Raw genomic sequence first — 13,528 nt, 5'->3', positions numbered from 1 at the left:
AACCGTTTTCACAGCGGTCTGTAAATTCATTCTCCTGCAACCTTCATGCTATATCTTCCCATGGTGTCTCTCGCGAACCCCTCCACTTCGTGTGCGCTCGCACGGCCAAAGTAGCAGATACAATCCTCCATTATCGACAGATGGCGTGAGAGAACACCACGATGAAGCACCCATTCGTGGTGGACATTAAGCATCGAAATTACGCTCTCTGTCGTTCGGACCAATATGACAGAGAGTTATTATTTACAGTATCCTGTCTAAAACGTGACTGGTGTCTGACGTAGTGCTTAAGTGAGTCCGGTTGGGTGATACCTCCATACGCCCTCCACGACGCGTTCGGGAGGTGCGGGAGGCCCAGGATGGGACTGCTCACAGATCTCAGAGACAGCATCTCACGAGTCGTCGACCGGCTCTTTTCGGAGAGCGAGCCAAAGCGAATCGGTATCTATGGCCCGCCTAACGCCGGGAAGACGACTCTCGCAAATCGTATCGCCCGTGATTGGACCGGTGACGCAATCGGTCCCGAGAGCCACATCCCTCACGAGACCCGCCGCGCTCGACGGAAAGAAAACGTCGAAATCGAGCGAAACGGCAAGAAGGTCACTATCGACATCGTCGACACCCCGGGTGTCACGACGAAGGTCGATTACAAGGAGTTCCTCGACCACGACATGGAAAAAGAAGACGCCGTGCGCCGGTCTCGCGAGGCGACAGAGGGGGTCGCCGAGGCCATGCACTGGCTCCGCGAAGACGTCGACGGCGTCATCTACGTCCTCGACAGCACGAAGGACCCGATATCGCAGGTCAACACGATGCTCATCGGCATCATCGAGAGCCAGGACCTGCCGGTTCTCATCTTCGCGAACAAGATCGACCTCGAAGACTCGAACGTCGAGCGTATCTCGAACGCGTACCCGCAACACGAGACGGTCGAACTGTCGGCCCTCGAGGGCGAGAACATGGACGAAGTGTACGCCAAAATCGCGGAGTACTTCGCGTGATTCACTATGCCTGAAGCAACGACATCCGAAAACGGCTCTGGTGGGGTTCAGATAGACCTCTTCAGTGGGAGTCGGATGGCGAGTCTCACCAGCATGGAGAAGATTCGTCTCATCCTCGACGGCGTTCGCGACGGGAACATCGTCATCCTCGAAGAGGGTCTTTCACCCGACGAAGAGTCGAAACTCATCGAGGTCACGATGGCCGAAATCAGCCCCGACGAGTTCAATGGCATCGAGATAGAGACGTATCCGCGCTCGCAGGCCGCAGACCAGAGCTTCCTCGACCGACTCATGGGTCGGCAATCGACACAGAAGCTCACGGTCATCGGTCCTGCAAACCAGATTCAGACGCTCCACAAAGACGAGAATCTCATCAGCGCACTCGTCTCGCGGAAGTAAGGAGCGGACGCGAGACACGAACTGCGCCACCCGGCGCCACCATCTACCATGCCACACCAATGTACGACGTGCGGTAAGGTGTTCCCCGACGGCTCCAAAGAGATGCTTTCGGGGTGCCCGAGCTGCGGCGGTAACAAGTTCCAGTTCCAACCCGCGAGCACGACCAGCGATACTGGCAGTGCCGACGGGAGTGACAACACTGGCGCGTCCGACAGCGCCGGTTCACAGGACTTGACATCGTCTGCGGCCGACGCGGTTCGCCGCCGGGCGGCCCAAAACGACGCACGACCGACGACAGAAGACGAAGAGACCACAGTTCAAGACTGGGTGAACTCGCAGTCCCAACCGACACGCGACTCACCCCGCGACTCGGACGCTGGGGGCGACCCGGATTCACAACGCGGCTCGGACCCACAACGCAGCTCGGACTCTCGACGGGAACCGGACCGACAGCCCCCGCAAGAGCGGCAGCCTCCACAGACACGCACTGACGACCGTGCGGACTCGAAGCGGACGTCGAAAGACGACGCGACGGAACGCGGATGGGGCGAGTGGCCGTCGCAATCTGGAACCGAACCGGAACCCGCCTCGGCACGTGACGATAGGCCAGACGCCGTTTCGTCGACCGGACCGGACCCGGGAGAAGGGTCGGAACGGTCTACCCAGCGGTCGCCTCGGAAGACGAACCGCGGGATTCGCGCGCGGACCGAAGACGAAGAGGACAATTCCCAGCGGAGCGCCAGAAGCGACGTCGTCACTCCCGAAGAACTCGCGGCGCTCGATTCGTCTCGCCGTAACCAAGACGACAAGCCCCAGCGCGAACCTCCGAGAGAGACAACCGAATCGCAGCAGCCACCGTCGAACGCTCAACAACCTCCGTCGGACGCTCAACAGCCTCCGTCGGAAGCCCAACAGCCTCCGTCGGAAGCCCAACAGCCTCCGTCGGACCCACAGCAGCCCCAAGTAGACGCGCCTGCTGACGTGCCGACGGACGCCGACGGTCACGTCGTCGAGCCACCGTCCGACGACCGCCCCGACCTCGACCAACTGCGAGAGGAACTCAACGACCAGTTCGAGAGCATCAAAATCGTCAATCCCGGTCAGTACGAACTCAACCTCATGGAACTGTACGACCGAGACGAGTACATCATCTCGCTTCGCGAGGATGGTCGGTACGTTATCGAGGTTCCTGACTCGTGGGGGCCCGGCGACCGCGACGACTGAGAACGCAGACGTCAAACCCCGCACTACCCCTTCGTTTCGCCTCGAACTGCGTAGTATCCCGTTTCGGTAGGATTCCTGCCTCGCCTCGTCTTCGAGTCGGCGGTCACAACTCGACACCCGACCGGCACAATCATTATATACGATAGTTGAGAGTATATCCTCCTAGGGGAAGCGCTATGTCCAACTCGTACAACAACAACAAGGTCGCAGAATGGGCGGCGCTCGTGGGTGCGTCGCTGCCCGACCCGCGTCCAGACGAACACGACTTCGAAACCGCCGACGGCACACGCTGACCGCGGTCCGTCGGACCCGCTGACCGTCGTCCGTCGGCCCCGCTGACAGTCATCCTCGTTCACTTTCACCGTACTCTGCGAACCCTTATCGGCGAGGGCGCGTAATCGCCACCGATGCCGTCCTCCGAGGATGTCGCGTACGTCGACCACCCGTTGCTCGTCCCGTCGTTCATCGAGCGGCGGCTCTACCAGATACGACTCGCGGGTGCAGCGCGCGACGACCACACGCTCGTCTGTCTTCCCACTGGTCTCGGAAAGACCACGGTCAGCCTTCTTGTCACCGCCCAGCGGTTACACGAGGTCGGTGGGAAGTCGCTGTTTCTCGCGCCGACGAAACCGCTCGTCCAGCAGCACGCGGACTTCTATCGGGAAGCACTCGACATCCCCGACGAGGACATCGTCGTCTTCACCGGCGACGTTCGCCCCGACGACCGCGCCGAGCTCTGGGACGACGCCCAAATCGTCATCGCGACGCCGCAGGTCGTCGAAAACGACCTCATCGGCAACCGCGTCTCGCTGCGCGACGTGACGCACCTCACGTTCGACGAGTGCCACCGCGCCAGCGGCGACTACGCGTACGTCTACATCGCCGAGCGCTACCACGCCGACGCCGAAACCCCGCTCGTCACCGGGATGAGCGCGTCTCCCGGTGGCGACGAGGAAGCTATCCTCGAAGTCTGTGAGAACCTCGGAATCGTCCACGTGGAGGTGATGACCGAGGAGGACGCCGACGTCTCTGACTACACTCACGACACGGACGTCGAGTGGAACCGAATCCAACTCCCCGACGAGATTCTGGAGATACGCGACGCGCTCAACGAGGTCATCACCGACCGACTGGAGAAACTCAAGCAGTTGGGCGTCACCAAATCGACGAAACCCGACGTCTCACAGAAGAAGCTCAACCGGATGCGCGCGGAGCTTCAGCGCCTGATGAACGCCGACAAGTCGGAGGGCTACAAAGGAATGTCAACGCACGCGGAGGTGATGAAACTACGCCGGGCGGTCGAACTGGTCGAGACGCAGTCCGTCGAGTCGGTTCGGCGGTACTTCGAACGCCAGCGCAACGCCGCCCGTTCGTCCGGCGCGTCGAAGGCGAGCCAACGCCTCGTCGCCGAACCGAAGGTGCGCGAGGCGATGCGGAAAGCCGAGTCGTTCGACGGACTCCACCCGAAGTTCCGGGAGACCCGAATCCTCCTCGCGGAGACGCTCGGCATCCGCGACGGCGAGCGCGTCATCGTCTTCACCGAGTCGCGCGACACGGCGGAGGCACTCACCGAATTCCTCTCGCAGAGCTTCTCAGTCCGGCGATTCGTCGGACAGGGCGACCGCGACGGGTCTGACGGGATGTCGCAGAAGGAACAACAGGAGGCGCTCGACAAGTTCCGAAGCGGCGAGTTCGAAGTCCTCGTCTCGACGTCTGTCGCCGAGGAGGGACTGGACGTGCCCGAGGTCGACCTCGTGCTCTTCTTCGAACCCGTTCCGACGGCGATTCGGTCCATCCAGCGGAAGGGCCGGACCGGACGACAGGCCGACGGTCGCGTCGTCGTCTTACTCGCCGAAGACACCCGCGACGAGGCGTACTTCTGGATTTCGCGCCGCCGCGAGAAGACGATGGAAAAGGAACTGCGCTCGCTCAAGGGTGCGGCCTCGGACATCGAAGCCGAACTCGACCACTCGCAACGCGACCTCTCGGCGTTCGCCGGAAACGGTGGCGAGGCCGCCGAGCATGACGAAGACGCTCCCGAACGTTCAGGAACGTCCACCGGAAACGAGGGGGTCGCTGGTGCGGGTTCGACCGACGACGGCGGACGCGAGGCAGTTGCGGCCGCCGAGGCGACAGACGGCCAATCTGGCCTCGCCGACTTCGGACCGACAGACGAGGAGTTGGCCCGCGCCGAACCCGACGAGGAGCGTGACGGCGACAGTTCGAGTGCAACCGAGTCTGATACCGAAAGTGAACGTGACGGCAGCGATGACGACACTGGAACCATCGCCAAAGCCGGGACCGACGACGGTGTGGAAATCGTCGTCGACCAGCGCGAACTCGACTCCAACATCGCACGAACGCTCTCGAAGCGCGACGACCTGACGACGCGACTCGAAACGCTCGCAGTCGGCGACTACGTCCTCTCGGACCGCGTCGCGGTCGAGCGCAAGAGCGTGGCAGACTTCCTCGATACGCTCACCGAGCGCGACCGCTCGCTGTTCGACCAGATTGCGGACCTGACGCGGCACTACGCCCGGCCGCTTCTCATCGTCGAGGGTCGCGGCCTCTACGAAGAGCGTAACATCCACCCTGGCGCGATTCGCGGCGCGCTCTCCTCTGTCGCCGTCGACTTCGGCGTGAGCGTCCTCTTCACCGAAGACGAAGACGACACTACCGAGATGCTCGCAACTATCGCCTCGCGCGAGCAGACCGACAGAGAGCGTACCGTGAGCGTCCACGGCGGCAAGAGCGCGAAAACACTCGACGAACAGCAGGAGTACGTCGTCTCGGCAATCGCCGATATCGGCCCTGTGACGGCGCGAAACCTGCTCGAAGAACTGGGTAGCGTCGAAGCGGTGATGACGGCCAACGAGGACGACCTGAAAGAAGTACCAGGCGTTGGTGCCGTCACCGCCGAACGAATTCGCGACGTGGTTGGGTCCGAGTACCGCTGACGGGCCTGCGACGCACTGTTCGCAGATTTCTGTGTACGATTTTCGAACTAGCCACGGTCACGTCGGTCGACTACTCTCGACTTCCCGTCGTCACACCCGATGCCCAAACCAGCCGAAGTAAGTCTTCAAACCCGAATATTCACGGTTGTTGTTACTAGGAAAACATTATGTGGTTGGCGACAAAATTACTACTCGAACATGAGTAACTTCGCCCTGCACACCGACACGTCGACCGGACAGCGTGCATTTTACGGCAAGCCGCAGCACGAAACTGTGCAGGTAGACGACCGAGATATCTTCTGTACCGACGAGCCACGCGAAGAAGAGCAGAGTCTGTACGCCGAATCAGAACACTACCGTCCGGAAGGTCCCGACTTCGTGTACTCACCGTCCGACGGGCGGACCGTGCGCGTCGCCTGATTCGAACTGCGAGTACACGGAGCGTCGGCCTCGGCCGCGACGTTTGACTCAGCGTCGCGTCGGTCGTCGAGTAGCGTAGACAGGTGTCAGCGGTCGAGCGCGTCGATGGCTTCTGCGGCCTCCCGCGCGGCAGAGAGATATTCGACTGCGCGGCGCGGGTCGTCGGTTGCTTCTGCCTCGGTTGCCGCCCACGTCAGCGTCCGAACGAGCGATTCGCGCGCACTCGAAATGTCCCCACCTACAGCACGCGTCGTCGTGGATGCGCGCTGCCGCGTCCGACGCGCTCCGTTCTTCGACTCGGCCGTACGTTCGGATAGCTGTTCGTCGGCCTGTTCGGACGCCGACGCCGCCGACTGCCCGACGTTTTCGGTCGTGGCTGGTGGTTCTCTGTCTACGGTGTCGCTTCCAGCCACTGTCTCGGCGTTGGCCTCAGCAACTCTTCCGGCATCGGTCTCCGCGACTCTTCCGGCATCGGTCTCCGCGACTCTTCCGGCGTCAGCCTCGGCGACTGCCTCGGAATCAGCCTCGGCGACGGTCCGGGCGTCAGGTTCTGCACTCGCCTCGCCCGCGGCCTCCGCAGCACCCTCGTCCGCCGCGGCAGACTGCCCTCCGGCCTGACACGTGGGACAGAACTCCTCACCGTCGTACCGGAATATGGGGTCTCCGCACTGGTCGCAGTGCTTGTTGGTCATCGTCGCGCCCTTGAGGAGCAGTTCGCTCATCCGCTGTGTCGAGCGACGCTTTGCCTCGTCCTGCTCGTACTTCTCTCGAAGCCGTTGGCGCTCTGCCTCTTTGTCGAAGTCGCTCATGTCCAATCGGACGCCGCGTACGTCGAAAAACCCCACGGCGTCGGAGAGTTCGCTGGACGCCTCGTGAGTGGTGACTGCCTGCTTCCTACTCTCTACATGATTCGACGATTGTCGAATGAAAAATCGACAGACGGCGCGATGGTGTTCGTTCCGAAACGTTTACTCGGAATCCACGGCCTCGTTAATGTGGTATGACGAAAGTTAGCGTGATTGGCGCGGCCGGCACGGTCGGCGCTGCGGCTGGATACAACCTCGCGCTTCGTGACGTCTGCGACGAACTGGTGTTCGTGGACATCCCGAAGATGGAGGACAAGACGGTTGGACAGGCGGCAGACACCAACCACGGCATCGCGTACGACTCGAACACGGTCGTGAAGCAGGGTGGCTACGAGGACACCGCTGGCTCCGACGTGGTCGTCATCACGGCGGGGATTCCGCGACAGCCGGGGCAGACCCGTATCGACCTCGCGGGCGACAACGCCCCCATCATGGACGACATCGGTTCTTCCCTCGCTGAGTACAACGACGACTTCGTGTCCATTACGACATCCAACCCCGTCGACCTGCTCAACCGTCACCTGTACGAGACGGGCGACCGCGACCGCCACAAGGTCATCGGCTTCGGTGGCCGCCTCGACTCCGCACGCTTCCGCTACGTGCTGAGCCAGCGCTTCGACGCGCCGGTCAAGAACGTCGACGCGACCATCCTCGGCGAGCACGGTGACGCGCAGGTCCCCGTCTTCTCGAAGGTTCGCGTCAACGGCAACGACCCCGAGTTCTCCGCCGACGAGAAAGACGAGATTCTCGGCGACCTCAAGGAGTCCGCGATGGACGTCATCGAGCGCAAGGGCGCGACCCAGTGGGGTCCGGCGACCGGCGTCGCCCACATGGTCGAGGCCGTCCTGCACGACACCGGCGAAGTGCTCCCCGGTTCGCTCGTCCTCGACGGCGAGTACGGTTACGAGGACACCGCCTTCGGCGTCCCCGTCAAACTCGGCTCGAACGGCATCGAAGAGGTCGTCGAGTGGGACCTCGACGACTACGAGGCCGACCTCATGGACGACGCCGCCGAGAAGCTCCGCGACCAGTACAACAAAATCGCGTAAACTGGACGCTTCGGAGCGACTCCGCACTAAACTCCGGTCTAACACTGACTTTTTGGCCGCACTGGCCGACCCGCCGCGTCACGCTGACACACCTGCCTCTCTCGTCACGAACGAGACGCTCCCGCGGTACTCCAACGCGACAAAGGTTTTCTCACGTTCACCCGACAGTCCTCGTATGTCGACCGTCACCGACTCGTCTTTCGAGTCGCTGGAAACGCGGCGAATCACGATATTCCTCCTCGTCGCGTTCGGGCTTGCGGGTCTCACAGCACTGGTCGTCTTTTCGCTCGGTGGGCTGACCGACTCCCCCGAGGTAATTCCGGGCCTTCCACTCTGGCTCGTCCTCGTCAGTACGTTCTACATGTTCTCACCGGCCGTCGCAAACGTGGTCACGCGCGCTGTGACAGACGAGGGGTGGGACGACTTGCGACTCCGCCCTGCCATTCGGTCGAACGGTCGGACGTACCTCCTCGCGTGGCTCGCGCCGCTCGGCCTCTCGATTGCCGGTGTGGCGCTGTTTTTCGCGTTCTTCCCGGCGTACTTCGACGCGGACTTGACCGCCCTTCGGCAATTCCTCCCGCCAGGTGCGCCCATCGAGGTCGTGCTTGTCGCACAACTCGTGCAGGCGCTCGTCCTCGGGGCGACGCTCAACGCCGTCTTCGCCTTCGGCGAGGAGTTCGGCTGGCGGGGCTATCTCCTCCAGAAACTCCTCCCGCTCGGTCGCTGGCGCGCCATCGTCGGTCTCGGCGTGATTTGGGGCGCGTGGCACTGGCCGCTCGTCTCGCTGGGATACAACTACGGGGTCGGCTACGTCGGCGCGCCGTGGACTGGATTTCTGGCGATGGTCTGGATGACGACGGCGACCGGGACGTTTCTCGCGTGGGTCGCGCTCCGCGCGGAGTCAGTGTGGCCCGCTGCCGTCGCGCACGGCGTTATCAACGCGGTCGGCTCTCTCGGCGTGCTGTTTTCGACCCCGGAGACGCCCGCCCTTCTCGGGCCGACTGTCGTCGGGGCAGTCGTCGTCGTTCCGTGGACCGTGGTCGCCGTGGGACTTCTGCTTCGGTCGTCGGTGTTCGACGTCGACGCACTCGACTGAGGCTTCAAAGCCGTCGCCGAAGCTCGTCGGCGGTCTTCTCGCCGACACCCGGAACGTCTAGGAGGTCCTCGACTGACGCCTCGCGGATGCCTTCGACGCTTCCGAAGCGCGTCAGGAGTGCGCGCCGAGTCTTCGGCCCGATACCGGACACGTCGTCGAGGACGGTCTTCACCTCGTCGCGGAGGGTCTGGTGATACTGAACCGCAAAGCGGTGTGCTTCGTCGCGGACGCGTTGGAGGACGTGGAGGTGCGGCGCGTCGTCCGGCCAGTCGAAGGTTCGCTCGGGTGTGATGACCAACTCGCGGTCCTTGGCGATGCCGACCGCGGGCACGTCCCACCCCGTCGTTTCCAGTGCGTCGAGTGCCGCGTTCAACTGTCCTTTGCCGCCGTCGATGAGGAGTAAGTCGGGGTCAGGTCGGTCGTCGCGCCCCTCCAGTGCGCGGGTCGCCCGCCAGCGAATCAACTCGTGCATGTTGGCGAAGTCGTCGTTGCGCTCGGGGAGTCGCCGCCTCCGATAATCGCCGGTCTCGGCCGCGCCGTCGACGAAACACACGTCGCTTCCGACGACGGCTTTTCCCTGTGCGTGGCTCACGTCGAAGCCTTCGATTCGGGAGACGCGGCGCACGTCGAGATTCAATTCGCGGGCGAGCGTCGCGAGCCCGTCGTCGCGGCCAGCACGCCTGCGGGCGTTCTTCAGCGCGAGTTCGACCAGTTTCGCCTCGCGGCCTGCACCGGGCACGCGGACGCCGACGCCTTCGAATTCGAGCCAGTTCACCACGTCTCGGTCGTCTGGATGTTCCGAGAGGACGACCGCGTCCGGGAGGTCGCGCTCGGCGTAGAACTGCGCGAGGAACGCCGAGAGGACCGCTGCGGTTCGGTCCTCGCCTTCGGGTGCGTCGAGGTGGTGTCGCGTTCGGTCGACCAACTGGCCGCGTTCGGAGTGGAGACGGGCCACGGTCGCGTCGTCGCCGCGCAAGGCGACGCCGAGGATGTCTACTGCCCGTTCGTCTGACTGGGCGGCGACGGCTTCCTCGCCGCCACCGTGGAACGATTCGACTACGTCGAGGCGGTCCCGAAGGTTCGCGGCGCGCTCGAATGCCTCGTCCTGTGCGGCGGCTTCCATCTCGCGTCGCAAGGGGTCAGAGAGGACGCCCGTCTCACCCTGAAAGAACCGAACGGCCGATTCCACGTCTTCTCGGTAGGAATCGTGGGCTATCTCGCCCGTACACGGTGCCGTACAGAGACCCATCTCGTAGTCCAGACACGGCCGCTCTCGATTGGCGTACTTATGGTCCGAACACCCGCGAAGGCCGTAGGTCTCCCGGAGTGCCTTCACGACCGTCTCGACGCGTCCCTTGTCGGTGAAGGGGCCGAAGACGGTCGCCGAGTCTTCCGGGTCGCGCGTCACCTCGATTCGAGGCACGGGGTGGTCGGTCAACTGGACGAGTGGATACGATTTGTCGTCCTTCAGGCGAACGTTGTACCGAGGGTGGTGACGCTTGATGAGGTTCGCTTCGAGAAGGAGCGCCTGTGTCTCCGTGTCGGTCACGGCGAAGTCGATAGTCTCCGCCCGGTCGACCATCCGGGCGATTCGCTCGGAGCGAGGGTCTGCGTACGACCTGACACGGGCGCGAATGTCGACCGCTTTGCCGACGTACAGTACTGTCTCTCCGGCGACGAACTGGTAGACGCCGGGGTCGGCCGGTAACGCGTTTGCTCGCTCTGTGACCGCGCCTGCGTCCATCGTCGGGGCTTACTCCGCGAACGGCTTGAGGCTGACGCGTCGGGCCGTCACTCGGTGTCTGTGCTGCCGGTTTCTGCGTGTCGAAGACGACCTGTATCTCCCCTCGCCGAAACCTCGTGGCTGATACTGTTCAACAGTATTCAACAGACACCATGGTTGTTGGTTTATTATCGAGATTGATAATTATCACGAAAGTTACTCGTGTGAGGGTCGGCAACAACCGTGATATGCCAGTGGGAATCTTCGAACGTCTCCGCTCTTGGTTTGGCCGACAGACGCCGCTCACTGACGGTGGCACTGCGGCTGCGACTGCTGCACCGGATTTGAACGTCGACGACGACGTCCTTCTCGACGGCGTGGGCCTCCCGGCGTTCGTTCTCGACGAACAGGGACGAGTCGCCGCGTGGAACTCCGGCGTCGAGTCGCTGACGGGAACGTCCGACGACGCGGCACTCGGCCGGACAGACCTCGGCGAACTGTTCTACGGCGACCCCGCCCATTCGGTTCTCGCCGGGACAGTTCTCCAACAGCCCGAGACAGCGAGCGAAAACGACGGTATCGAACTCGACGACTCCTCGCGGATGCTCTACGCCGAGGAGGAGACGTTCACCGACGCGAGCGGTGCAACATGCCACGCGCGCCACACCGCGATGCCACTCTACGAGGGTGGCGACCTCGTCGGTGTCCTCCAGACCGTTCGGAACCGGACGGACGAAGTCGAGCGCCACCAGGAGGTCGCGGCGCTCGTCGAGGAAGTCGAGACGACACTGACCCAGTTGACGGCGGGGAACCTCGACGCTCGCGCGACAATCGAGCGCGAGGACGTCATCGACGACCAACTCCTCGTCGTCGTCGATTCCGTGAACGAGACGGCGCGCAAACTCTCGACGCTCGCGACGAACGTCGAAGAGGAGACGGACACGGCGACTGCGGCGGTCACTCGCGCTGCTTCCGCGGCGGACGCAATCGCCGAGAACGTCGAAGCCCAGCGGGAACTCCTCGACGAGGGGTCGACGCAGATGCAGCAGTTCAGCGCGACGATGGAGGAAGTGGCTGCCACGGCCGACGAGGTCGATACCGCGGCCGCCGAGGCTCGTCAGGCCACTGCAGAGGGCCGCGAAGCCAACAGCGAGGCGCGCGAGGCGACCGAGAGCGTCGTCACGATGGGTGACGAACTCGTCGACCGCGTGACCGAACTCGGCGAGCGGATGGACGACATCGAAGCCGTCGTCGAAGTCATCTCCGAGGTCGCAGAGCAGACGAACCTCCTCGCGCTCAACGCCAACATCGAGGCGGCACGCGCCGGAGAGGACGGCGACGGGTTCGCCGTCGTCGCAGAGGAGGTCAAGTCGCTGGCCGACGAGACCCGACAGCACACCGAAGACATCACCGAGCAAATCGAGGGTATCCAGGACCGAACCGACGACGCAGTCCACGCGGCGACCGAGTCCAACGACCGAATCGAACACGCAGACGAGAGCATCACCGAGATGCTGGAAGCGTTCGAAGAGATTGCCGAGGCTATCGACACTGCTGCCGACGGCGTCGCCGAGGTGTCGCGGGCGACCGACGAACAGGCCGAGTCGGTCGAGGACCTGACGATGACCATCGAAGACGTTCACGACCGAACCGTCGAGACCGAAGAGGCCGTCGAGAGCATCGTCACGGCGACAGAAGAGAGCACGCAGGCGCTGTCGTCGCTCGCGGTCGAAGTCGAAGAGCTGACTGGCGCACAGTCCTAAGCCGGAACCGACAGTTGGCCATTGCCGCGGGCAGTCGCGTGATGCGCCACTCGTAAGGGAGCCCCCGCCAAATGACGGGGCATGGCCGACACCGACGACAGTGTCCAGTTGTGGCTGGTCGAACGGTCGTACGACGACCGGGACCTCATCGTTCTCATCTACGCGACGACCGACGGCGAGTACGAACTTCGGAAGGAACTCGCGGCTGCCGTCATGCACCAGCGGCGGATGGTGACGACGGCCGCCATCGAAGCGCCGAAGAAGAACCTCGAACCCGTTACCGACGAGTCGCTTCAGGAGCGATACGCCGCCGAAGCGACGAAGATGGCCGAGTCGCACGCTCCCGACGACGAGGTCTGAGCGAAGACGTCTATCTTTCTTCGAGGAGAGAATCCCGCCGTTCACGGCGGGCGTGAATCCGACATGGGATTGACCAACCGCCGTCGATGGCTGGCTGAAACCCCAACGCTTAGCACACGCCGTCTCGTACACGTTACCAAGGGTTACGTCGGCTCTCGGAACTTGCGCGGGAGTACGAGACGCGCTGAAACCAGCGTCCCGAACATTTCGGGGCGTCGGTTCCCACGGGTCGGTTCTGCAACCGACTGCGGGGTTCGCGTCGTTCGTCAGCACGGGAACCCGGCCCACGGGTCGGGGAAGTGTGACCGAACCGACCGTGCCGTGAGGCATGACCGCTTGGGAGAGAGACGCCCCGAGAAACCGGGCGTCGATGACTCGCTTGCGGATGGGAGCGCCCGTGACAGCGCCACAGGACGCTCCCGAGCGAGGGACGAAACCCGTCTCACTGACCTCGGGAGAGAGGGTCCTAAAACCTGCTCGGCAACAGGCCGGGTTTCCTCGTGCGGGGGAAGTCCCGTCGTTTACGACGGGGAGGATGTCACTTGAACGAAGTCGCCGGTCTGCACGGAGCTATTGGGTCTCGACGGCGTACAACTGCTCAGTCAGGCTATCATTCCGTTATCCGAGTTGATTCTCGCACCTAAAACCCTATATCCCAGCACCACACAAG

Annotated in this window: 11 protein-coding genes; 9 read left to right on the top strand and 2 right to left on the bottom strand. The window is 63.2% G+C overall.

The window, feature by feature from the left end; all coding sequences use genetic code 11:
• Positions 1-359: 359 nt before the first annotated feature.
• The 5 genes from KU306_RS04675 (at position 360) to KU306_RS04655 (ending at position 6,001) form a co-directional block, all read left to right on the top strand.
• Positions 360-1,001: an Era-like GTP-binding protein gene (locus KU306_RS04675; protein ID WP_007543961.1), complete on the top strand. Its 642-nt coding sequence runs from the start codon at positions 360-362 to the stop codon at positions 999-1,001.
• 6 nt (positions 1,002-1,007) lie between these two features.
• Positions 1,008-1,400, top strand: a complete 393-nt coding sequence (locus KU306_RS04670) for a DUF2073 domain-containing protein (protein ID WP_049907471.1) — start codon at positions 1,008-1,010, stop codon at positions 1,398-1,400.
• 48 nt (positions 1,401-1,448) lie between these two features.
• Positions 1,449-2,624 (top strand): OapC/ArvC family zinc-ribbon domain-containing protein, encoded by a 1,176-nt coding sequence (locus tag KU306_RS04665; RefSeq protein ID WP_258303026.1) that lies wholly within the window; start codon positions 1,449-1,451, stop codon positions 2,622-2,624.
• 407 nt (positions 2,625-3,031) lie between these two features.
• The gene (locus tag KU306_RS04660) at positions 3,032-5,581 is read left to right on the top strand and encodes a DEAD/DEAH box helicase (RefSeq protein ID WP_258303025.1); all 2,550 of its coding nucleotides are present in this window, start codon (positions 3,032-3,034) and stop codon (positions 5,579-5,581) included.
• Between the two features lie 198 nt (positions 5,582-5,779).
• The gene (locus tag KU306_RS04655; RefSeq protein ID WP_258303024.1) at positions 5,780-6,001 is read left to right on the top strand and encodes a hypothetical protein; all 222 of its coding nucleotides are present in this window, start codon (positions 5,780-5,782) and stop codon (positions 5,999-6,001) included.
• Positions 6,002-6,087: 86 nt separating this feature from the next.
• Here KU306_RS04655 and KU306_RS04650 read toward each other — a convergent pair whose 3' ends face one another.
• A complete protein-coding gene (locus KU306_RS04650) occupies positions 6,088-6,810 on the bottom strand; it encodes an Sjogren's syndrome/scleroderma autoantigen 1 family protein (protein ID WP_258303023.1) in 723 nt (240 codons plus the stop codon).
• 191 nt (positions 6,811-7,001) lie between these two features.
• Between KU306_RS04650 and mdh the strand changes: the two genes are divergently transcribed.
• Positions 7,002-7,916, top strand: a complete 915-nt coding sequence (gene mdh / locus KU306_RS04645; RefSeq protein ID WP_007543949.1) for a malate dehydrogenase — start codon at positions 7,002-7,004, stop codon at positions 7,914-7,916.
• Positions 7,917-8,091: 175 nt separating this feature from the next.
• A complete protein-coding gene (locus tag KU306_RS04640) occupies positions 8,092-9,012 on the top strand; it encodes a CPBP family intramembrane glutamic endopeptidase (RefSeq protein ID WP_258303022.1) in 921 nt (306 codons plus the stop codon).
• A 4-nt stretch (positions 9,013-9,016) separates the two neighbouring features.
• Here the strand turns inward: KU306_RS04640 and KU306_RS04635 are convergent, their stop codons facing one another.
• Positions 9,017-10,756 (bottom strand): excinuclease ABC subunit C, encoded by a 1,740-nt coding sequence (locus KU306_RS04635; protein ID WP_258303021.1) that lies wholly within the window; start codon positions 10,754-10,756, stop codon positions 9,017-9,019.
• A gap of 227 nt (positions 10,757-10,983) precedes the next feature.
• Here KU306_RS04635 and KU306_RS04630 point away from each other — a divergent pair, with 227 nt between their 5' ends.
• Both KU306_RS04630 and KU306_RS04625 read left to right on the top strand, forming a co-directional pair.
• Positions 10,984-12,498, top strand: a complete 1,515-nt coding sequence (locus KU306_RS04630; RefSeq protein ID WP_258303020.1) for a methyl-accepting chemotaxis protein — start codon at positions 10,984-10,986, stop codon at positions 12,496-12,498.
• Between the two features lie 81 nt (positions 12,499-12,579).
• Positions 12,580-12,858, top strand: a complete 279-nt coding sequence (locus KU306_RS04625) for a DUF7967 family protein (protein WP_007543941.1) — start codon at positions 12,580-12,582, stop codon at positions 12,856-12,858.
• Positions 12,859-13,528: the final 670 nt, after the last annotated feature.

The sequence above is a fragment of the Haloferax larsenii genome (genome assembly GCF_024730625.1).
Lineage (GTDB): Archaea > Halobacteriota > Halobacteria > Halobacteriales > Haloferacaceae > Haloferax > Haloferax larsenii.
This window is presented reverse-complemented; position numbering and strand designations above follow the sequence as displayed.

What these genes read in the sequence shown, in the direction of transcription:
- KU306_RS04675 (WP_007543961.1), top strand. Translation starts at nt 360, where the DNA reads ATGGGACTGCTCACAGATCTCAGAGACAGCATCTCACGAGTCGTCGAC.
- KU306_RS04670 (WP_049907471.1), top strand. Translation starts at nt 1,008, where the DNA reads ATGCCTGAAGCAACGACATCCGAAAACGGCTCTGGTGGGGTTCAGATA.
- KU306_RS04665 (WP_258303026.1), top strand. Translation starts at nt 1,449, where the DNA reads ATGCCACACCAATGTACGACGTGCGGTAAGGTGTTCCCCGACGGCTCC.
- KU306_RS04660 (WP_258303025.1), top strand. Translation starts at nt 3,032, where the DNA reads ATGCCGTCCTCCGAGGATGTCGCGTACGTCGACCACCCGTTGCTCGTC.
- KU306_RS04655 (WP_258303024.1), top strand. Translation starts at nt 5,780, where the DNA reads ATGAGTAACTTCGCCCTGCACACCGACACGTCGACCGGACAGCGTGCA.
- KU306_RS04650 (WP_258303023.1), bottom strand. Translation starts at nt 6,810, where the DNA reads ATGAGCGACTTCGACAAAGAGGCAGAGCGCCAACGGCTTCGAGAGAAG.
- mdh (WP_007543949.1), top strand. Translation starts at nt 7,002, where the DNA reads ATGACGAAAGTTAGCGTGATTGGCGCGGCCGGCACGGTCGGCGCTGCG.
- KU306_RS04640 (WP_258303022.1), top strand. Translation starts at nt 8,092, where the DNA reads ATGTCGACCGTCACCGACTCGTCTTTCGAGTCGCTGGAAACGCGGCGA.
- KU306_RS04635 (WP_258303021.1), bottom strand. Translation starts at nt 10,756, where the DNA reads ATGGACGCAGGCGCGGTCACAGAGCGAGCAAACGCGTTACCGGCCGAC.
- KU306_RS04630 (WP_258303020.1), top strand. Translation starts at nt 10,984, where the DNA reads ATGCCAGTGGGAATCTTCGAACGTCTCCGCTCTTGGTTTGGCCGACAG.
- KU306_RS04625 (WP_007543941.1), top strand. Translation starts at nt 12,580, where the DNA reads ATGGCCGACACCGACGACAGTGTCCAGTTGTGGCTGGTCGAACGGTCG.